Annotated in this window: 20 protein-coding genes; 6 read left to right on the top strand and 14 right to left on the bottom strand. The window is 44.4% G+C overall.

Features of this window, described 5'->3' with window-relative positions; all coding sequences use genetic code 11:
- The first annotated feature begins 29 nt into the window (after positions 1 to 29).
- The 5 genes from KDM90_RS00470 to KDM90_RS00450 all read left to right on the top strand — a co-directional run bounded on the left by KDM90_RS00470 (position 30) and on the right by KDM90_RS00450 (position 5,705).
- Entirely contained in the window at positions 30 to 1,169 is a 1,140-nt protein-coding gene (locus KDM90_RS00470; protein ID WP_212673660.1) for a PilT/PilU family type 4a pilus ATPase, read from the top strand.
- A gap of 4 nt (positions 1,170 to 1,173) precedes the next feature.
- Positions 1,174 to 1,554, top strand: coding sequence for an arsenate reductase (locus KDM90_RS00465; RefSeq protein WP_212673659.1), 381 nt, complete (start codon positions 1,174 to 1,176; stop codon positions 1,552 to 1,554).
- Positions 1,555 to 1,560: 6 nt separating this feature from the next.
- The gene (dapE, locus tag KDM90_RS00460; protein ID WP_212673658.1) at positions 1,561 to 2,691 is read left to right on the top strand and encodes a succinyl-diaminopimelate desuccinylase; all 1,131 of its coding nucleotides are present in this window, start codon (positions 1,561 to 1,563) and stop codon (positions 2,689 to 2,691) included.
- A 7-nt stretch (positions 2,692 to 2,698) separates the two neighbouring features.
- The gene (gene prmB / locus KDM90_RS00455; protein WP_212673657.1) at positions 2,699 to 3,601 is read left to right on the top strand and encodes a 50S ribosomal protein L3 N(5)-glutamine methyltransferase; all 903 of its coding nucleotides are present in this window, start codon (positions 2,699 to 2,701) and stop codon (positions 3,599 to 3,601) included.
- A gap of 103 nt (positions 3,602 to 3,704) precedes the next feature.
- Positions 3,705 to 5,705, top strand: a complete 2,001-nt coding sequence (locus tag KDM90_RS00450; RefSeq protein ID WP_212673656.1) for an ATP-binding cassette domain-containing protein — start codon at positions 3,705 to 3,707, stop codon at positions 5,703 to 5,705.
- A 168-nt stretch (positions 5,706 to 5,873) separates the two neighbouring features.
- Here KDM90_RS00450 and KDM90_RS00445 read toward each other — a convergent pair whose 3' ends face one another.
- From KDM90_RS00445 to ppsA, 4 genes are all read right to left on the bottom strand, one after another.
- A complete protein-coding gene (locus tag KDM90_RS00445; protein ID WP_212673655.1) occupies positions 5,874 to 6,848 on the bottom strand; it encodes a DNA ligase in 975 nt (324 codons plus the stop codon).
- A gap of 158 nt (positions 6,849 to 7,006) precedes the next feature.
- Positions 7,007 to 7,924 (bottom strand): SPFH domain-containing protein, encoded by a 918-nt coding sequence (locus tag KDM90_RS00440; RefSeq protein WP_212673654.1) that lies wholly within the window; start codon positions 7,922 to 7,924, stop codon positions 7,007 to 7,009.
- Between the two features lie 79 nt (positions 7,925 to 8,003).
- Positions 8,004 to 8,438, bottom strand: coding sequence for an NfeD family protein (locus KDM90_RS00435; RefSeq protein ID WP_212673653.1), 435 nt, complete (start codon positions 8,436 to 8,438; stop codon positions 8,004 to 8,006).
- A gap of 269 nt (positions 8,439 to 8,707) precedes the next feature.
- Entirely contained in the window at positions 8,708 to 11,125 is a 2,418-nt protein-coding gene (gene ppsA / locus KDM90_RS00430; protein WP_212673652.1) for a phosphoenolpyruvate synthase, read from the bottom strand.
- A 315-nt stretch (positions 11,126 to 11,440) separates the two neighbouring features.
- On the opposite strand from ppsA, the gene ppsR reads away from it, so the two are divergent.
- Entirely contained in the window at positions 11,441 to 12,286 is an 846-nt protein-coding gene (ppsR, locus tag KDM90_RS00425) for a posphoenolpyruvate synthetase regulatory kinase/phosphorylase PpsR (RefSeq protein ID WP_212673651.1), read from the top strand.
- 32 nt (positions 12,287 to 12,318) lie between these two features.
- On the opposite strand, the gene KDM90_RS00420 is transcribed toward ppsR, so the two are convergent.
- From KDM90_RS00420 to acpP, 10 genes are all read right to left on the bottom strand, one after another.
- Entirely contained in the window at positions 12,319 to 13,131 is an 813-nt protein-coding gene (locus tag KDM90_RS00420) for a TrmH family RNA methyltransferase (protein ID WP_212673650.1), read from the bottom strand.
- Positions 13,128 to 13,745, bottom strand: coding sequence for a ribonuclease HII (gene rnhB / locus KDM90_RS00415; RefSeq protein WP_212673649.1), 618 nt, complete (start codon positions 13,743 to 13,745; stop codon positions 13,128 to 13,130). The genes KDM90_RS00420 and rnhB overlap by 4 nt, the downstream gene beginning before the upstream one ends.
- Before the next feature lie 10 nt (positions 13,746 to 13,755).
- Positions 13,756 to 14,010 (bottom strand): glutaredoxin family protein, encoded by a 255-nt coding sequence (locus tag KDM90_RS00410; RefSeq protein WP_212673648.1) that lies wholly within the window; start codon positions 14,008 to 14,010, stop codon positions 13,756 to 13,758.
- Between the two features lie 126 nt (positions 14,011 to 14,136).
- Positions 14,137 to 15,669, bottom strand: coding sequence for a DegQ family serine endoprotease (locus KDM90_RS00405; RefSeq protein ID WP_212673647.1), 1,533 nt, complete (start codon positions 15,667 to 15,669; stop codon positions 14,137 to 14,139).
- A 30-nt stretch (positions 15,670 to 15,699) separates the two neighbouring features.
- Positions 15,700 to 16,701, bottom strand: a complete 1,002-nt coding sequence (locus tag KDM90_RS00400; protein ID WP_212673646.1) for a MucB/RseB C-terminal domain-containing protein — start codon at positions 16,699 to 16,701, stop codon at positions 15,700 to 15,702.
- 4 nt (positions 16,702 to 16,705) lie between these two features.
- A complete protein-coding gene (locus KDM90_RS00395) occupies positions 16,706 to 17,374 on the bottom strand; it encodes a sigma-E factor negative regulatory protein (RefSeq protein ID WP_212673645.1) in 669 nt (222 codons plus the stop codon).
- A 67-nt stretch (positions 17,375 to 17,441) separates the two neighbouring features.
- Positions 17,442 to 18,044 carry an RNA polymerase sigma factor RpoE gene (rpoE, locus tag KDM90_RS00390; protein ID WP_212673644.1) on the bottom strand — a complete coding sequence of 201 codons (603 nt, stop codon included), beginning with the start codon at positions 18,042 to 18,044 and terminating at the stop codon, positions 17,442 to 17,444.
- Positions 18,045 to 18,121: 77 nt separating this feature from the next.
- Complete coding sequence (locus KDM90_RS00385; protein ID WP_212673643.1) at positions 18,122 to 18,619, bottom strand: protein YgfX; 498 nt, start codon at positions 18,617 to 18,619, stop codon at positions 18,122 to 18,124.
- 90 nt (positions 18,620 to 18,709) lie between these two features.
- Complete coding sequence (gene fabF, locus KDM90_RS00380; RefSeq protein WP_212673642.1) at positions 18,710 to 19,951, bottom strand: beta-ketoacyl-ACP synthase II; 1,242 nt, start codon at positions 19,949 to 19,951, stop codon at positions 18,710 to 18,712.
- A 37-nt stretch (positions 19,952 to 19,988) separates the two neighbouring features.
- Entirely contained in the window at positions 19,989 to 20,228 is a 240-nt protein-coding gene (gene acpP, locus KDM90_RS00375) for an acyl carrier protein (RefSeq protein ID WP_186889650.1), read from the bottom strand.
- Between the last annotated feature and the right edge of the window lie 96 nt (positions 20,229 to 20,324).

Below are 20,324 nucleotides of genomic sequence, written 5' to 3'. Positions count from 1 at the left end.
TACTCATCTCATTTTGCAGGGGAATCATCATGGCTATGGATCGCTTATTTCAGTTGATGAAAGACAAAAATGCATCGGATATGTTTTTCGCCATCAACTCGCCAATACATTTGAAAATTAACGGCAATCTCTTGCCGATCAATCAACAAAAAATGGATGAAGACAACATCATGACTTTACTTGGTGAAGTCATTTCGGCTGAGCAAATCGCGCAGTTCAAGCGCGATAATGAGCTCAACATCGGTATCGGTATGGCCGGGGTCGGTCGATTTCGACTCTCTGCGTTTAAACAAAGGGGGTCCACTTCCGCTGTGTTTCGATTTGTTCCGGGAAATATCCCTCAACTTTCAACACTCAATCTACCTCCAGTGTTGTCTGAACTTGTCATGGAAAAACGAGGGCTGATCTTGGTTGTCGGAGCCACCGGCTCAGGGAAATCCACCACCATCGCATCCATGCTCGACTATCGCAATGAGACAAAAACTGGCCATATACTCACAATCGAAGATCCCATCGAATATCTTTTCCGAAGCAAAAAATCGATCGTCAATCAACGTGAAGTAGGAACTGATGCGGATAGTTTAAAAACCGCGCTCAGAAACTCGCTACGTCAAGCACCCGACTGTATTTTGATCGGTGAGATCCGAGACTTAGAGACAATGATGGCAGCGATCGCCTATGCACAATCAGGTCATCTGGTCGTTGCCACACTACATGCGAACAATAGTTATCAGGCTTTAAACCGTATTATTAGTTTTTTCCCAATTGAAAACCGTAGCGCGTTGTTACTAGATCTTTCGTCTGCAATCAAAGCCATTATCTCGCAGCGCTTGGTGAAGGCAGTCAGTGGCGGTCGCTGTCCAGCTGTCGAGATTATGTTAAACACTCGCTATGTAGGCGAACTGATTGAACAAGGTAATATTTTCGAAATCAAGGAGGCGATTGAAAAAAGTCTGGCTCCGGGTTCGCAAACCTTTGAACGTGCCCTTTTGCAATTGATTAAAGATGGCTTGATTACGCAGGAGGAAGGTTTAGCAAATGCAGATTCTGCCAACAATCTATTATGGTTGCTCAACAACGATAATGCCTTAGCACAGAAAGGCAAAGAGGAACCAGAACTTGAACACAATACCGACGCAACATTCACTGAATTTAATTTAAATATGTAAGAAGATGCAGCGATTCAATAAAGTAACTTTATTTGGCATTCCCAACTGTGACACAGTGAAGAAGGCTCGCGTATGGCTTGATAGCAATAACATACCATTTGTATTTCATAATTTCAAAAAAGACGAATTGAGCGCTGCGCAGGTCGATATTTGGTTAAAGAAAATAAACTTTGAAACGCTTATCAATCGTAAAGGAACAAGCTGGCGCGCACTGACCGATGCACAAAAAAATGAAGCTGAAACACCTGCTGGCGCGATGAATTTAATCTTAGCAAATCCGTCCTTGATCAAGCGTCCAGTATTACAAATCGGCGGCGACCAGCTCGACTATGTTGGTGTTGGCTTCAACGATCAACTCTATTCTTCCATTTTTTTAGAAAAGTAAGTTTTCATGAGTAAAACGCTCGCATTGACTGAACAATTAATTGCTCTCGATTCCGTCACGCCAGAAGATAAGGGCTGCCAAAATACCTTAATCAGTTTATTAGAACCGTTGGGCTTCGTATGTGAAACGATACAGTCCAATGACGTGACGAACCTTTGGGCACGTCGCGGCACAAGTCAACCGCTAGTTGTTTTCGCTGGCCACACCGATGTTGTTCCAACTGGTCCAGTCACACAATGGCAATCGCAGCCATTTGCACCTACACACCGCGATGGCAAATTGTTTGGACGTGGTGCAGCCGACATGAAAACATCCATCGCTGCGTTTGTCATCGCAACAGAAGAATTTGTAACGGCACACCCTGATCACAAAGGTTCGATTGGATTCTTGATTACGAGCGATGAAGAAGGCCCAGCTACCGATGGCACCGTTGTCGTCTGCAATAAACTAAAAGAGCGCGGCGAGCAACTCGACTATTGTATCGTTGGCGAACCGACTTCCAGTGAAGTGCTTGGTGACACCATTAAGAACGGTCGGCGTGGCACCATGTCTGGCAAGCTCACCGTGAAGGGCATTCAAGGCCATATCGCCTACCCTCAGCTTGCAGAAAATCCGATTCACACAGTCGCTCCTGCGCTTAATGATTTGGTCAATGAAGTATGGGATCAAGGCAACGCATATTACCTACCCACTTCATGGCAAGTCTCGAATATACATGGAGGCACCGGGGCATCCAATGTGATACCTGGTGAAGTTGTGATCGATTTTAATTTCCGTTTTTCAACCGCAAGTACGGCCGAGGGATTGCAACAACGTGTGCATGCCATACTCGATAAGCATCAACTGAAGTACGATTTAAAATGGACAATTGGTGGCCATCCCTTCTTAACACCCAAAGGCAATTTAAGTGATGCCTTGGCGAAGGCGATTCACGATGAAACGGGCGTTACGACAGAATTATCCACCACCGGTGGCACTTCAGATGGACGCTTCATTGCCAAAATTTGCCCGCAGGTCGTTGAGTTTGGCCCACCGAATGGCAGTATCCATAAAATTGATGAGCATATTGAAGTTCGCTACATTGATCCACTCAAAAACATCTATCGCCGTGCGCTGGAAAATCTTTTATTAGGCTAAGAATGCTATGACGAACGCAAATACTCTCCCGTTCCAAACACTGCGCGACTTATTACGTTATGCAGTAACGCGCTTTAATACAGCGCAACTTTTTTTTGGTCACGGCAGTGCCAATGCTTTGGATGAGGCCGCTTATTTATTGCTGCACACATTAAAGTTACCGCTCGATAAAATCGAACCGTTCTTGGATGCACGTCTATTACCGCACGAAATAGATGCGGCGATCGCGGTCATTGAACGTCGTGCGACAGATCGCATTCCCGCATCGTACATTACGAATGAAGCCTGGTTAGGCACATATAACTTTTATGTTGATGAGCGCGTCATCGTGCCACGCTCATTTATCGCAGAGTTAATTCCTGAGCGCTTTACACCGTGGGTACAAGATCCCGAAGAAGTCACCAACATTTTAGAGCTTTGCACTGGATCTGGTTGCCTGCCTATCATGTTAGCGGATGCTTTTGAAAATGCACATGTTGATACGGTGGATATTTCTAAAGATGCATTGGCAGTCGCAGCTAAAAATGTCGCGACCTATGAATTGGAAGATCGCATTACCTTGATTGAATCTGACTTGTATACCAATGTCCCCGACAAGTTATACGACATGATCATTACCAATCCACCGTATGTGAACTCACATTCAATGAGCAAACTGCCCAAAGAATATTTACATGAACCACAAATCGCCTTAGCCGGTGGCGACGATGGCATGGATTTAGTGCGCAAAATCGTAGCAGGCGCTGCATCACGACTCAAACCAAATGGTATTTTAATGGTCGAGATTGGCAATGAACGAGTTTTTGCCGAAGAAGCATTCGCTGAATATGGTTTAACTTGGCTATCGACCAGCGCAGGTGATGATATGGTTTTCCTGCTCACTGCAGAACAATTGCAAGACGCTAGTTAAGCACTTTTCTTGTGCTTCGCCTTATCGCTCAAAACGTCTGAAAAAGCGTTTTGAGCATTTTTATTTTTGTAGCTCGCTACGCTTTTCTATTTGTTAGTTATTTATGATACGTCTTCAACAGGTCATCCTCGCCCGCGGCACCAAGCCACTTTTCGACAGCGTCGATGTCACACTCAATCCTGGCGACAAGATCGGCTTAATTGGTTCCAATGGCGCGGGGAAATCCAGCCTGTTTGCGATGCTACGCGGCGAGTTGCACCCAGACCAAGGCAGCATAGAATTTCCGGCCAAATGGCAATTGGCGCATGTCGCTCAAGAGACGCCACCACTCGAACGCAGCGCGATTGATTATGCGATTGACGGCGATGTCACACTAAGAAAATTAGAAGCACAATTAGCAGAGCTGGAAGCGCAACCAGAATCGCATGACAACGGCATCGCCATTGGTGAGGTATATGGCGCTTTAGCCGATGCGGATGCCTACACGGTGCGCTCGCGTGGCGAACAATTATTATTGGGTCTAGGTTTTACACTGGAACAAATGGAACAATCGGTAGCGAGCTTCTCCGGTGGTTGGCGCATGCGCTTAAATCTAGCACAAGCCTTGATGTGCAAATCTGATTTGCTGCTACTCGATGAACCCACCAACCATTTGGATTTGGATGCCATTATCTGGCTAGAAGATTGGCTGAAGCGTTACGAAGGAACCTTGATCATCATTTCGCATGATAGAGATTTCTTAGATGGTGTTGTCAACGTCGTCGTGCATATTGATGAGCGCAAATTAAAACGCTATTCAGGTAACTATTCTGCGTTTGAACGCCAACGTGCTGCACAATTAATTCTGGCACAGAGTTCGATAGAAAAACAAAATCGCAAACGCGCACATCTACAATCATTTATTGATCGTTTTGCGGCTAAAGCATCAAAAGCGAAGCAAGCACAAAGTCGTATCAAAGCTTTGGAAAAAATGGAAGAACTGGCCCCTTTGCGTGCTGCCGCTGAATTTTCATTTGAATTCCGCGAACCTTTGAGCGCACCGAATCCCATGTTAGTGATGGACGATGTTGATTGCGGCTATCGACTGGAATCACAAACTGATCACAGTTTTACCGAAAAGAAGATCGTCGGCGATGTGAAATTTTCGCTGCAAATCGGCCAACGCATTGGTCTACTTGGGATTAACGGTGCGGGTAAATCAACGCTCATCAAAACCATCGTCGGAGAGCTAGCACCACTCAAAGGGTCGATTACCACTGGCAAAGGTTTATCGATCGGCTACTTCGCCCAGCATCAAGTAGAAATGTTGCGACACGACGAATCACCACTTTGGCATTTAGCGCATATTGCACCCGATGTACGCGAGCAAGAATTGCGTAATTTTTTGGGTGGATTCAACTTCCCTGGAACCATGGTCACCAGCCCAATCGCGCCATTTTCTGGTGGTGAAAAAGCACGCTTAGCATTGGCGATGATCGTTTGGCAGCGCCCTAACCTATTACTGCTCGATGAACCGACCAACCATTTAGATTTGGAAACACGTGAAGCATTAACTGAGGCGCTTGCTCAGTTTGAAGGAACCTTGGTGGTGGTCTCACATGATCGTCATCTATTACGTGCAACGACCGATCAATTTATTATTGTCGCCGATGGTAAGCTCTTACCATTTGACGGTGACTTAGACGACTATAAAGATTGGTTGTATAAAACGAAGTTGGAACAAGCCGCAGCAGCAGCGAATCCAACTGCCTTGCCAAGCAAATCAAAAGAGAAGGCGACAACGTTACCTCAAGCGCAACCTGTTCCTAGCGCGCCTATTGATGACAAAGAGCGCAAGCGTCGCGACGCCGAAGAAAGGCAACGCATTACCGCGATCCGAAAACCAATTGAGACCCGAATCAAACGTCTCGAAGAACAGATGGCGAAACTGAATGCAAAAAAAATGGAATACAGCAAGCAACTTGAAGATAGCGTGATTTACGATGATGTCAATAAAGAAAAACTGAAAAATCTCTTACTTGACCAGGCTTACGTGGTTAAGGAACTTGATCAATTGGAAGCTGACTGGCTGGAACAGCAAGAATTTTTAGAGGCCGCAATTTAAATAGCCAATGGGAGTAAACAGATTTAAATGCTCTAAACGAAATCAAACTCTCTAAAGAAAAGACAAAAAAAGCGCCCCGATATGCGCCACTTGTTTGTTTAAAAAGTGCCATCACGGGGCCTTGAGCGAATTTTCTAAACAGAAATTTCGATGAAATTCATTCGACACTTATTCAGGATGATAGATTCGAACAAAGCTAGCGAACTTGGGCAGGCCATTCGAAGTGAGATCTCTATATCGATAGGTCACAATTGATCCAACTGATGGGGGATTTTTCCGACAGTGGTCGTCGAACCCTGTTCCTAATTTAAAACGCTTGCCATCGGGTGTCTCCAGCAACAATGCGCCCATCATTCCCTCATACTTCCCCCTGCCTGGTTGAATTGCAAGTACGACAGCCTCCGCATCATGTTGCGGTTTAAGTTTATAGACTGCAGTGCTGCGGCCTGATTGAAATTCGGCTGTCGCTAGATGGAGAACTAATCCTTCGCCCTTTTGTAATTCAACTTCCTTCAACTTGGTGGCAACTTGTGACGATGATTTGATCGGCTCTTGCTGAATAACTCTAAGCCAAGGAATCTGTAATCGCCGCACTAACGCGTTCAGATTTTGCACACGATGTTGGAAGTCACCCAGTGCAAATGGTGCCTCAAACAAGCAATATTGAATTGTTTGCCACTCTGCATCGTTCGCTTGTTGGTGCCGAACCGCTGCGGATAGACGCTCAAATTGCCCACGGCCCAGCCAGAGTTCCCCATCTAAGGCTGTTGACGGGAATTTCTGCGTAAACCATGAAGGCACATTAATCTCACGCCCGCTGCGGAAAAACAGTCGATTTCCATCCCAAAAAGCTCGGATACCATCCAGTTTTTCACTCATTAGATAGTAACCAGCGTCTTGCCGCAGCTGGGCTATATTGTCTAAGGCGGTGGGCAACACTAATGGCAACTCAGGTTTACCTTGGATAGCACCCCGCAACTCATCGATTAACTCTTTCGGCAATAGACTCGACTTCGCCAACGCAGTTGTGGCAAGAAAATTCATTACGCTCAAACCGTAATTCAGAAAAAATCGACGTGAGAATGGTTGACTTTCATGCATACTCGAATTGTTACCTTGACCATGTTTTTGAAATCGATGCATTTTTACCCTCCAAAAAACATCCCCCAAAGAATAAAAAATAATATACTAAAATTATTAATTTAAGTATATTTATTAAAACTATTGCATAAAAAAAGCCATCACGAATGATGGCTTTTTAAGTGATTTCAACTGCGCAGCAAGACAATCTGGTTGATATCCTATTTTTGTGCCTTGACCACTTGCATTGCACTGGCTATCAAGCCACTCATATCACTCATATTTGCTGGAACGATAATAGAGTTATTGGTTTTTGCCAAATTAGCAAACGCCGCAACATATTGTTCCGCGACTTTCAAATTTACCGCATCAGCACCACCAGGCTCGCGAATGGCTGCTGCGGTTTGGCGTATCGCCTCAGCACTCGCCTCCGCAATCGCTAAAATCGCCCCTGCCTGCCCTTCTGCACGATTAATCGATGCCTGTTTTTCGCCTTCTGATTTTGCAATCGACGCTTCACGCTCACCCGTGGCGATATTAATTTGCTCTTGCTTACGACCTTCGGAAGCCGCGATCAACGCGCGTTTTTCACGCTCTGCCGTGATCTGCGCTTGCATTGCATGCAGAATCTCTTTAGGTGGCGTCAAATCCTTAATTTCATAACGCAATACCTTAACACCCCAATTCGCCGCAGATTCATCAATCGCATTCACAATTGTTGTATTGATGTGATCTCGCTCTTCAAACGTCTTATCGAGTTCCATCTTACCGATCACTGAACGTAGCGTGGTTTGTGCTAACTGCGTAATCGCGGCGATGTAATTGGACGAACCGTAAGAAGCCCGCATCGCATCTGTAATTTGAAAATACAAGATCCCGTCTACCTGTAGCTGCGTGTTATCTTTGGTGATACAAACTTGTGGTGGTACATCGAGGGGGATCTCTTTTAAGACATGCTTGTAAGCGACACGATCAACGAAAGGCACCACGATATTGAGACCTGGTGCTAAGGTCGCATGATATTTACCAAGACGCTCAACTACCCAAGCATCTTGTTGCGGCACCACTTTGATCGTCTTCATGATAAAGACTAATGCCAGCACAAATAAAACTAATACGACAAAGCCTGAATTTTCCATGTTATTTTCCTTTTTGTTTTGTTTAAACCATCATCATTAAATTATTAAACTGACGAGCGCCGACTCGGCATTGCAAAAACTAAGTGGGGCGCACGACTAATCGGCTTCCCTCTACGGCTTCAATCACGAATAGACCTGCATTCGGCTGTGCATGACGTAATTCCACATCCCACATTGCTCCGCGATATTTTGTTCGCGCGACCGAAACACCATTTCCTTGCTCTTGCCATTCATCGACTCTCAATTGCTGGCCGATATCGATATTCACATTAGGATCACGCGTCGCTTCACCACGTTGTTTCCATCCATATCTACTATTGTGTAAAGCTATCGTCGCAGCACTTCCAACGATTGCTGCAACCAACATTTGCAATTGAACTGAGCCCGTCAACAATGATGCAATCGATGCGCTCACCAAACCGAGCGCAAACATCAATAAATAAAACGTGCCTGTAAACAATTCACAAATTACCACCACACCGGCTAACACTAACCACCAAGTCCATGCTTCCATTTATTATTCTCCTTATAAAGAATTACAACAGTCTGCCCGATAACTAGCAAATTGTCATCGGTATTCTACAAACAAAAAAACCCTCGACATCGATGATGGGGAGGGTTTTTTTGCAGGTATTTTGAAGGCTTACTAATTTCTTGTTTTTTCTTGTTTTGATGCGCTTACTGTAATTGCAGATTGTGACAAGAATGTGAAATAGAAATAAAAAAACGCGAAGAACCTTTCGAATCTTCGCGTTCTGTATTGCGTTAATTCCTATCGCAATATTATTTTGCAACAGACGCTAACTGCTTCCAAGTATCAATCACAGAATCTGGATTCAGAGAAATCGATTCAATTCCTTCAGCCATTAACCATTCTGCAAAATCTGGATGATCTGAAGGACCCTGACCACAAATGCCGACGTACTTGCCAGCTTTACGGCAAGCAGAAATCGCACGTGACAACATCGCTTTCACCGCTGGGTCACGTTCATCAAAATCGGCTGCAAGCAGTTCCATACCGGAGTCACGGTCCAGACCTAAAGTTAATTGTGTCAAATCGTTGGAACCGATAGAGAAACCGTCAAAGAATTCTAAGAATTCATCCGCAAGAATCGCATTGGATGGAACTTCACACATCATGATCAAACGCAAGCCGTTTTCACCGCGTTTTAAACCATTCTGACCAAGTAACTTGACGACTTTTTCTGCTTGCCCCAAAGTTCGAACAAACGGTACCATGATCTCAACATTGGTTAAGCCCATGTCGTTACGCACGCGTTTCATCGCCGTACATTCCATCTCGAAAGACTCTGCAAAATCACTGGCCAAATAACGTGCAGCGCCACGGAAACCTAACATTGGATTCTCTTCATCCGGTTCGTAGCGTGTGCCACCAATCAGCTTTTTGTATTCGTTGGATTTGAAATCGGATAAACGTACGATGACTTTCTTAGGCCAGAAAGCAGCAGCAATAGTCGCGACACCTTCAGCTAATTTATCAACATAAAAAGCTTTTGGTGAGGCGTGACCACGTGCAACGGATTCGACAGCTTTTTTCAAATCAGGGTCAATATTCGGATATTCCAAAATCGCTTTTGGATGCACGCCGATGTTGTTGTTGATGATGAACTCTAAGCGCGCTAAGCCTACGCCTTCGTTCGGTACAGATTGGAAATCAAATGCCAGTTGTGGATTACCTACATTCAGCATGATTTTCAATGGTAACTTCGGCAATTCGCCACGTACCTCTTCTGTCACTTCGGTTTCAATTAAACCGTCGTAAATCTTGCCTTCGTCGCCTTCTGCGCAAGAAACAGTCACCAAAGTACCATCTTTCAACAAATCAGTCGCATCACCACAACCAACCACCGCTGGCACGCCTAATTCGCGCGCAATAATCGCCGCGTGACAAGTACGTCCGCCACGATTTGTCACGATCGCCGACGCGCGTTTCATGACAGGTTCCCAGTTAGGATCGGTCATATCTGCCACCAAGACATCGCCTGGTTGTACGCGTTCCATCTCTGATGGATCGTGGATCACGCGAACCCGACCGGCACCAATTTTTTGACCGATCGCACGGCCTGAAACCAACACGGCACCTGTGCCTTTGAGTTTAAAACGTTGTTGTGCATCGGTCGATTTTTGCTGTGACTTCACTGTCTCTGGACGTGCTTGCAGAATGTAGAGTTTGCCGTCGCGACCATCTTTACCCCACTCGATGTCCATAGGACGACCATAGTGTTTCTCAATGATGACTGCATACTTCGCCAGCTCAACCACTTCTGTATCGTTCAAAGAATAACGATTACGTAATTCAATCGGCACATCAACCGTTTTTACTGAGCGCCCTGCTTTGGCTTCGCCCGTAAATTCCATCTTGATTAATTTAGAACCAATATTGCGACGAATTACCGGCAATTTGCCTTGCTCTAACATAGGCTTGTGCACATAAAATTCGTCAGGATTCACTGCACCTTGCACCACAGTTTCACCAAGACCATAGCTTGAAGTGATGAATACGACGTCTTTAAAACCAGACTCCGTATCAATCGTGAACATCACACCAGCGGCACCTAAATCAGAGCGCACCATACGTTGTACGCCCGCAGATAAAGCCACTTCTGCATGCGTGAAGCCTTTGTGCACACGGTAGGAAATTGCGCGATCATTGTACAAAGAGGCGAACACATGTTTCATCGCTTCTAGGACATTGTCGATACCAACCACGTTCAAGAACGTCTCTTGTTGACCAGCAAACGAAGCATCTGGCAAATCTTCAGCGGTGGCAGAAGAGCGTACCGCAAATGACATTTCAGCAGTGGAGTCGGCCACCAACTTATTGTAAAACTCTTCGATTTCTTTTTGCAGGCGCGGCTGAAATGGTGTGTCGATAATCCATTGACGAATTTCAGCGCCAGCTTTCGCCAGTTCTTTCACGTCTTCGATATCCAAAGATGCCAGACGATCTGCAATCCGTTGCGCTAATGGCAAACCGCCATCAACACTATGAGATAAGAAATCTCGAAAAGCCTGTGCGGTCGTGGCAAAACCACCCGGAACACGTACACCTGCCGAAGCAAGCTGGCTAATCATTTCGCCAAGTGAAGCATTTTTACCACCGACGGAATCAACATCAGTCATCCGTAAGTTTTCAAACGAGGCAACATAAGTTGCTTCGATATTTGCTGCGTTAGACATAACAACCTCTTTTTTGATGATAAGAAATCTTTCGCACTGCTTCCTTGCAGAATAAGTCATGCTAATTGCACGTACTGACTTGCATGGTTACCACATAACACCGGCACTTTTCTTATTCTTATAGCGGATATTACCAACGGCCTTACCACGCATTTTACCTTGTGCGCTGCAAAATTTACATTTACCGATTAAAATTTATCCTAATTTCGATTGATATATTTAGAGTGTTAAGTTCTCGATACATTAATCTGAACTTGGATTATTTACAGTACAATTTGCCGATCACACTCCCTATTTCTTTACCTTCGAATTCTTATGCCAGACCAGCTATCCCCCACTCTTCCCGTCGCAAATCGTACCGTTTTCTTTGTATCTGATGGAACTGGCATCACTGCTGAAGCTTTTGGTCATTCGGTAATCACACAATTTGATCTTAAGTTCAAGCAAATACGACTTCCATTCATCGATGATATTGAAAAAGCCGAAGAAGCAGTAAGGCGCATCAATGAAGCGTTTGCACTAACAGGGAACCGCCCCATCGTATTCTCGACCCTGGTCAAACCAGAGCTAGCAAACGTCATTTTCAAATCCAAAGGTTTACACATGGATTTGATTCAAACTTTTGTTGCACCATTAGAAGAAGAGTTAGGTATTAAGTCAACACATACCGTAGGCCGAAGCCATAACATTGCTGATACGGAAGAGTACAAGAATCGGATAGAAGCAATTAATTTTTCATTGGCACATGATGATGGACAATCAAATAAGAATTTATCATTGGCTGATGTGATTTTAGTCGGTGTCTCGCGTTCGGGCAAAACACCAACAACATTATATTTGGCGATGCAATATGGGATCAAAGCGGCGAATTATCCACTCATTCCTGACGATTTCGAACGAGGAAAACTCCCTTCAGCCTTACCAGAATTCAAAGGCAAAATCTTCGGATTGAGTATTGCGCCAGAACGGCTATCAGAAATACGAAACGAGCGTCGCCCTGGTAGCAAATACGCCTCCCTTGAAAATTGCCGCTATGAGGTCAACGAAGCAGAGGCAATGATGAAAAGGGAAGGTATTCGTTGGCTGTCGTCGACTGCTAAATCGATTGAAGAGATCGCGACAACCATTCTGCAAGAAGTCAAACCTGATTCACGCCTATAAAATAGATTTTGACGCATACCTTGATGCAACAATCAAGCAACCGTTCCCAAATGGCCGAGTCCTACCAAATGTTGTCGACTTTGTTCAAAGAAACAAATTGCTGCACTGGCAGCGACATTGAGTGATTCAATCTCGATTTTTTGCGGAATTGTGACGATTTGCGTCGCCAACTCCATTAAGCGTGGATCAACTCCTTGTCCTTCGTGGCCAAACAACCACGCCAACTGACGATTTAAATTAACCTCATAAATGCTAGTTTTTGTATGAGAGCTTGTCGCCAAAACAGGAAAATTAGATTGTGCTAACAAACTATAAAGATCCACGCCTTCATAAATTTCCAATGCAAAATGAGCGCCCATTCCTGCCCGCAATACTTTAGGTGACCATGCGGAAGCGCTCCCCGAACTACAGAAGACTTGCTGAATTCCAGCGCCTGCAGCACTTCGTAATATCGACCCCAAGTTTCCGGGATCTTGCAGATTATCTAGCAATACAGCATTGACAGTCAGATGCACAGGTGCGGCCAATTTGGCAATCGAAATGACGAATAGTATTCCCACACCATTTTCCACTTGACTAAGCACTCGGTACAAAGCGTCTGGGACAACGATGATTTGAACAGCAATCTGTTCACACCTGTTCACTATGCCGACCACCTCATCATTTGCAACACACACTTCAGAGACGACACATAGGTCAGGTACACCTCGATGCTGTAAATATGCCTGACAAAGGTGAACGCCATCAAGCAAAGTCTTTCCCGACTTCTTTCGGGCATTCGCATTAACCGCGAGATTTTTTATTTCCTTGTACAAAGCATTTTCGCGAGAACTAATATGTTTCATAACGACTCGCCTTTCAAAATAGCCTTCACAGGTGCATACGATTTTCTATGTATAGGTGTCACCCCAAATTCCTTTAATCGTGCTATGTGCAACGCAGTGGGGTATCCTTTATGCTGATCAAACGCATATTGCGGAAATTGCTTGTGCAATTCCAATAGCTGATGATCTCGAGCAGTTTTGGCCAGGATGGAAGCCGCTGAAATCGCTTCAACTTTATCGTCACCTTTCACAATTGCTTCAGATCGAATTGCCATCACAGGGCAACGATTGCCGTCAATTAATGCAAGATCGGGGATCACACGGAGGCCCTCAACAGCTCTACGCATCGCTAACATTGTGGCCTGCAGAATATTTAAAGAATCGATTTCCTCTACACTCGATTCGGCAATCGACCAACACATTGCTTTTTCTTTGATTTCCAAAGCCAAAAATTCACGTTGAGATTCGCTCAGTTTTTTTGAATCACGAAGCCCCGATATAGGGCGTGCTGGATCAAGAATCACTGCTGCAGCTGTAACTGGGCCTGCCAATGGGCCTCTCCCCGCCTCATCCACGCCACATACTATTATTTTGTCATCGCTATCGTAATCAAACAAACCGAAACTCTCATGCATAGCAATTCCCTTAATTTTCATCATTCAAGAAATCACTCAGCTTTTTTAAATCTAGAAAATGGTGGCAAATTTCTTGCCATTCTCCATCCGATTTTTTCCCTACTAACACGGGCACCAATTCATCATATTGCGCAACCAAATTTTCATCTTCATCAACATCAATCACGTCGATGGCTGCTTCTTGAGAAGGCAAATGCGTTCGTAGCTGAACCAACATGTCGTCACATAAGTGACAGTAGCTCCGTGAAAATAGTTTGAAATGCATAATCCATCATTTTTTGAATTGGCTTGTGCGAGATTATATCGCGTCCCTCCTAGACGAAGTAGGAATTCAGGACACAAAAAAACCGCGCAGAAAACTGCGCGGTTCCAAGAAGTTCATATTTAACTATTACTGAACAGGTCTTAATACTAAGAACTGAGAAGCTTCACCACGACGCACAAGTAAGACGACAGGTTTTTTATTGTCCAACTTTGCTAGCATTGCATCAAACTGTTTAGCGTCTTTCATATCGATGTTATTCATCATCAAAATAACATCACCAGGACGAAGGCCACTATTCGCTGCCAATCCGTCGACACTCTCGATAATGACACCATTTCCATTCGGCATCGTACGTTTTTGCGCGTCACTTAAATCGGCAACGCTCAAGCCAAGAAAATTTTCACTCTTCTCTTTTTTTGTTTTCTTATCGGCCTTAACAGCAGGTTTATCTGGCTCCGCTTCACCAACGATCACAACGATATCTTTCGCCGCACCTTTACGCCAAACCGTAGCGATCGCTTTGCTTCCAGCTTTTGTTGCGCCGACAATGCGTGGCAAGTCATTACGTTTTTCAATTGGAGTCCCATTAAATTTAATGATGACATCTCCTTCTTGAATTCCTGCCTTATCAGCAGGTCCATTGGCTTCAATTTTCGCAACCAAGGCTCCTTGCGCTTTGCCTAAACCCAAGCTCTCTGCCACGTCTTTGCTCAACTCTCCAATTTCGATTCCAATGCGACCACGGGAAACAACGCCGCTTGTTTTGAGTTGATCAACCACGCGCATTGCCTCATCGATTGGGATCGCAAATGAAATACCCATATAGCCACCTGAGCGACTATATATTTGGGAATTAATACCAATCACTTCGCCTCGCATATTGATCAATGGTCCGCCTGAATTGCCTGGATTGACCGCGACATCCGTTTGGATTAGAGGTAAATAATCACCTGTATCACGTGCTTTCGATGAAATAATTCCAGAGGTCACGGTATTGTCCAAATTAAATGGGGAACCAATCGCAATGACCCATTCACCGGCCTTAATTTTGTCAGAATCGCCAATGGCAATTTTAGGTAACTTGCTGCCTTCTATCTTCAATACTGCGACATCGGTGCGCTTATCACTCCCGATTACTTTCGCCTTGAATTCGCGTTTATCCGTCAACTTGACATAGACTTCAGATGCATCTTCAACAACATGAGTATTGGTCAATACATAGCCATCCTGACTCACAATGAATCCTGAGCCAACACCACGCGGCACTTCTTGTTCTTGTTGTTTCGGTGCTTGGCGACGATTTCTTGGCGCTTGCTGGGGGGCTGGCATACCAAAGAAACGGCGGAAAAATTCTTGCGCTTGTTCATCGCCATCAAATGGATCGCTTTGTACCTGCGTCACTTTTTGCGTAGTCCGAATATTCACCACCGCTGGACTAGTGCGTTCAACTAATTGGGTAAAATCAGGTAGTCCAGTCACCAAACTGGGCGAATTATTTACAGCGGAAGAGCTTGGTTGGCTTGGCGCAGAAGATTGCGCGTTTGCATCGTTGCTCGGACTTAAATGGCTGACCACCGCAAAAACCGATGCACTGATCAGTATCGAAGAAAGAAGAATAGATATATGTTTTTCAACAGGAAAAGATCGTAATTTTTTCATATTGGCACCATGAATCTGCTTTGAGTTGAACTATCGCTTATATTGAATTGAGCTAATGACTTGCTTTATCGCCGCATTCGGTACTTCCCCAACCACCGTCAACCAACTATCTCCCATACGCTTACCCATGATTGTCATAGCGCCCTGTTGTAAGCTTCCTTCTGTCCTGCCGCTTGAATTGGGCTCTACAAAAACTGAAATTGACGATATTCCGTCCGAAAACATCATCTGAACAACTTGATGTGATTTCGAATGATTGGTCTCAGTACCGGATACGCTTGGAGAGATAGGAATGAATCGCTTAGTTTCAAGAGTCTTTTTAAAGCCATCGGGCAAATTTTTTACTTGCCATCCTGATTTGACATTCGCTTGAACTGTCATGTTTTCAATGCGCCATTGCGTCAAATTAGGAAAACTTGGTTTCAAACGCCCTTTATCAATTTCTCCAACTACAAGTTGTGTAAACGCGATTTGCTCAATCACTTCATTGCGGGTATTCAAGGTTTGAATACCTAACAACAAGTTTGAATTCTTCTCAGCACATAAACGGAAACCATATCGCAAGCTATCTTTGGGTTGCAAGCTATAAACTTGACACTCATTCCCAGCGACTTTACTCATCTGAGCTTTTTTTATGAAGTAGGATTCAGCGAGCAAATGTACATTTTCATTAAGTAAGGCTGGGAATTCTTCTTGTGTCAGATTTTTTTCAATTTGAATGAGTTTACTTTCTGGTAAATAGCAAGAGACCTCACCATTTCTACGAATATATTCGCGCGGTTTACCATCCAAAATTTCGAGTTTTTCCACCTCCGTCTCGCCATCAAATCCATGCGTGATCTTTGACGTACGAATCTGATTGCCCTGCTGATAGACAAAAGTCCCCGAATAACTTGTTTTCTTTGCGGCTAATTGAATTTGCTGCATTGCCTTTAGCAAGTCGCGATCTTCCGCTGATTGAGCATAAGCCAAAGAACTAACAAACAATCCAACGACATGGATGATCACAAGAAAAGCATTCCGATACTGCATAAGCTTATTTTTTTGACTCGTTAGAGGTTACAACGTTCGCACGTTGCACATAGCGCCCGGCATTTTCTAAGCTAGGAGAAACCTTTTGATGCGCTAACAAATAACTATCCAAACGTGGGTCGCGCAACATTTCTACTTGGTTTTCCAACTTAGGAGCGAACTCATTTTCCTTCGCGCCTGTCACGCCAACCATTGCAGATGCACTAGCAGTCACCACGTCATTCGAAGTTAATTTTAAGCCAGAGCTTGTGAACTGGTCAGTGTCATTTTTCGCCAGTGCTGGACCATATCCATCCGTTTTCTGGAGCAATGGCATTAACTGCGGAGCCATAATGACACCAAGTATTAGAGTCGCAGCAATACTTGCAAGCGAAACGAATACACTGTGCCGCGATGAACTTCGTGAAATACTCATTTCAACCTGTTTGGGGACAAAAACCGTTGGCTCGGCTGCCAAGCGTGCATGTAACTTCGAAGAAAACTCCTCACTCAATGGCAAATTTAGGTCATCAGATCGCAACGCATCACCTATGTAGTGATACTCATGCCATTTTTGCCGGATGGAATCTTCCGAGTCCGATTTCAATCCACTCAACAATTCATCTAATTGCGCATCACTCAATTCGCCATCCAGCGCGCCCGAGATGCTTTCATTTTGCTTAGTGTTATTCATTGCTTCTTCCCAGTTCAACGATTTCTCATCTTTTATCGATGATGAAAACCAAATCTTAGTCATTCACTTACCACCTTTGATCGATTGCAGTTCCAATCAGGGGTCTCAATTTCTCGGCGATTGCTTCCCTAGCTCTAAAAATTCGGCTTCGTACCGTTCCTATTGGGCACAACATAACTTCCGCAATTTCATCGTAACTCAAGCCTTCAATTTCTCTCAAAGTAATCGCATTTCTTAACTCTTCTGGCAATGAAAGCATCACCGAATTCACAGTTGCGGCTATTTGCTTACTCGCCATGAGCGATTCTGGTGTATTAATATCTCTCAAACCATCGGCATCATTAAAACTCTCCGCTTCATTCACATCCGCATCCGTCGATGTTGGGGCACGCCGCCCTTGCGTCACCAAGTAATTCTTTGCGGTGTTAATTCCTATCCTATACAACCAAGTGTAAAACGCGGAATCGCCCCTGAAATTAGCCAACGCCCTATATGCTTTGATAAACGCTTCCTGCACCACATCCTCTGCCTCAGCGTGATCATGGACGAGCCGAGACACGAGTCGATAAAGCTTCCGCTGATACTTGGAAACCAACAACTCAAATGCTTTCTTATCTCCACGCTGAACACGCTCAACCAAGAGTTGATCTATATCGCGTTCATTTGTCACGCAATCATTCCCATTTCTAATTTCTTGTTTATTTAAGGAAAAAAAATCTATTATTGGTTTCTGACCTCGTCCGAAGTCTAAAAGTTCCCATCAGATAATTTTTTATCGATTCTTCTCTTTGGGCTTCCTATGTCAAACATACTTCGCAAGATCGCAGAGAGACGACGGAAATCATTGCAACTCAATGCATCACGAAACAACACAATGTTAAAAACCGTACCGTTATCAAATCTGACCTTAAGCGCAATCAAGAACGGCCATAAAACAACCGGAGACAAATTCTCCACCACTTCAAATTTAACACATTGATTCTGAGCACTTGAGCGCATTATTGAAATATCACCGTCGCTAATTTCAATAATATAAGGACAAGAAATAGAGAGGCAATCCGATAGATCACGATAGATCTGAATAAGCACGCAGAAACAAACAATCAAAAACGATAAGCGTTGCAACTGATTCACCATCAAGTCGAATGCCAAAACGACCACTCCACCCGCGCCAACCAAAGCAAATACCATACTAGTTACGTAGTAGTGAGAATATTTAACGCAAAAAGCGACTCTTCTTTGCATCGATGCCACCTACACCTTAAAAAAAAAACACCACATTTATTATGTGGTGTTTTTATAAGTTTTTCCAGTATTCAAGCGAACTAAAAATCTTTACATTTTGCCAAAGATCAAAGTCCCATTTGTCCCGCCAAACCCAAATGAATTTTTCATCGCGTATTGAATACTCATTTCTCGAGCATTGTTTGCACAATAATCGAGATCACATTCAGGATCCTGATTCGCAATATTAATTGTCGGCGGCGAAACTTGATGATACACAGCGAGAATTGACAAAACAGACTCTAAGCCGCCCGCGCCTCCCAATAAATGCCCCGTCATCGACTTTGTCGAGTTAATGGTCATTTTATAGGCGTGATCACCGAATGCCGCCTTAATTGCATCGGTCTCATTTTTATCACCCAAAGGGGTCGAAGTCCCATGTGCATTTAAGTAACTAATCTGCTCAGTGTTCAACCCAGCATTTTTTAAAGCATTCAACATACTACGGCGTGGGCCGTCAACAGTCGGCGTAGTAATGTGGTAAGCATCACCGCTCATACCAAAACCCATTACCTCTGCATATATTTTTGCCCCACGAGCTTTTGCATGCTCATACTCTTCCAACACCATCACACCAGCACCTTCACCGAGAACAAAACCGTCTCGATCTTTGTCCCATGGTCTAGAAGCTGTGGAAGGATCGTCATTTCGTGAAGAGAGTGCGCGAGCTGAAGCGAAACCACCCAATCCCAAAGGAGAAATCGTTGATTCTGCACCACCAGCAATCATCACATCCGCATCACCGTACTCGATCATACGTGCCGCGTTACCTATGCAATGCAAACCTGTCGTACAAGCAGTAACAATCGCCAAGTTAGGACCTTTCAATCCGTACTTAATCGACAAATTACCTGAGATCATATTGATAATGGAAGCTGGTACAAAGAAAGGCGTGATACGACGTGGACCACGTGCGATCAAGACTTCTTTAGTCTCCTCGATCAATGGCAAGCCACCGATACCAGAGCCAACAATCACACCAATACGCTCTGCATTTTCTTCAGTAACAGTGATACCACTGTCTTGAAAAGCTTGCACACCAGCCGCGATACCAAAATGGATAAAGGTATCCATATTGCGCGCTTCTTTGGCTGGAATATAGTCTTCGATGTTGAAGCCTTTCACTTCCCCAGCGAAGTGGGTAGTGAATGGGGTCGCATCAAATTTGGTGATTGTTGCAATACCAGATTTACCGGCGAGGATGGCTGCCCATGTGTCGGCGATATTATTGCCGACAGGAGACACACAACCAAGGCCAGTAATTACAACTCGACGTTTACTCGTAAGGCTCAAGCGTCTCTCCTGGAATTAATAAAGCAATCCGACAGAATTAAGCTTTGACGTGCGCAGTGGCGTAGTCGATTGCTTGTTTAACAGTCGTGATTTTTTCTGCTTGTTCGTCAGGAATTTCCATTTCGAACTCATCTTCCAAAGCCATGACCAATTCAACTGTGTCGAGTGAGTCTGCACCCAAATCATCAACAAAAGAAGATTCAATTTTGATGTCAGCTTCAGCGACGCCTAATTGTTCAGCGACGATTTTTCTAACGCGTTGTTCGATATCAGACATGTGGTCTCCATTAGTGGTTACAGAAAGTGCGCGCATTTTATCAGGTTTGCGCGCAAAAAGAGCATTTTTAGATGCCGCACCGCCAACTCCGCTCAA

The organism is Affinundibacterium fentianense (assembly GCF_018139545.1).
Lineage (GTDB): Bacteria > Pseudomonadota > Gammaproteobacteria > Burkholderiales > Burkholderiaceae_D > Undibacterium > Undibacterium fentianense.
The sequence above is the reverse complement of the archived record's forward strand: the minus strand, read 5'-3'. Positions and strand labels throughout refer to the sequence as shown.

Bases quoted from the DNA above. Each gene is read 5' to 3' on its own strand.
- KDM90_RS00445 (WP_212673655.1), bottom strand. From the start codon at position 6,848: ATGCATCGATTTCAAAAACATGGTCAAGGTAACAATTCGAGTATGCAT.
- KDM90_RS00420 (WP_212673650.1), bottom strand. From the start codon at position 13,131: ATGAAACATATTAGTTCTCGCGAAAATGCTTTGTACAAGGAAATAAAA.
- rnhB (WP_212673649.1), bottom strand. From the start codon at position 13,745: ATGCATGAGAGTTTCGGTTTGTTTGATTACGATAGCGATGACAAAATA.
- KDM90_RS00450 (WP_212673656.1), top strand. From the start codon at position 3,705: ATGATACGTCTTCAACAGGTCATCCTCGCCCGCGGCACCAAGCCACTT.
- ppsR (WP_212673651.1), top strand. From the start codon at position 11,441: ATGCCAGACCAGCTATCCCCCACTCTTCCCGTCGCAAATCGTACCGTT.
- KDM90_RS00400 (WP_212673646.1), bottom strand. From the start codon at position 16,701: ATGCAGTATCGGAATGCTTTTCTTGTGATCATCCATGTCGTTGGATTG.
- KDM90_RS00385 (WP_212673643.1), bottom strand. From the start codon at position 18,619: ATGCAAAGAAGAGTCGCTTTTTGCGTTAAATATTCTCACTACTACGTA.
- acpP (WP_186889650.1), bottom strand. From the start codon at position 20,228: ATGTCTGATATCGAACAACGCGTTAGAAAAATCGTCGCTGAACAATTA.
- ppsA (WP_212673652.1), bottom strand. From the start codon at position 11,125: ATGTCTAACGCAGCAAATATCGAAGCAACTTATGTTGCCTCGTTTGAA.
- KDM90_RS00435 (WP_212673653.1), bottom strand. From the start codon at position 8,438: ATGGAAGCATGGACTTGGTGGTTAGTGTTAGCCGGTGTGGTGGTAATT.
- KDM90_RS00465 (WP_212673659.1), top strand. From the start codon at position 1,174: ATGCAGCGATTCAATAAAGTAACTTTATTTGGCATTCCCAACTGTGAC.
- dapE (WP_212673658.1), top strand. From the start codon at position 1,561: ATGAGTAAAACGCTCGCATTGACTGAACAATTAATTGCTCTCGATTCC.
- KDM90_RS00395 (WP_212673645.1), bottom strand. From the start codon at position 17,374: ATGAATAACACTAAGCAAAATGAAAGCATCTCGGGCGCGCTGGATGGC.
- KDM90_RS00405 (WP_212673647.1), bottom strand. From the start codon at position 15,669: ATGAAAAAATTACGATCTTTTCCTGTTGAAAAACATATATCTATTCTT.
- KDM90_RS00440 (WP_212673654.1), bottom strand. From the start codon at position 7,924: ATGGAAAATTCAGGCTTTGTCGTATTAGTTTTATTTGTGCTGGCATTA.
- prmB (WP_212673657.1), top strand. From the start codon at position 2,699: ATGACGAACGCAAATACTCTCCCGTTCCAAACACTGCGCGACTTATTA.
- KDM90_RS00410 (WP_212673648.1), bottom strand. From the start codon at position 14,010: ATGCATTTCAAACTATTTTCACGGAGCTACTGTCACTTATGTGACGAC.
- KDM90_RS00470 (WP_212673660.1), top strand. From the start codon at position 30: ATGGCTATGGATCGCTTATTTCAGTTGATGAAAGACAAAAATGCATCG.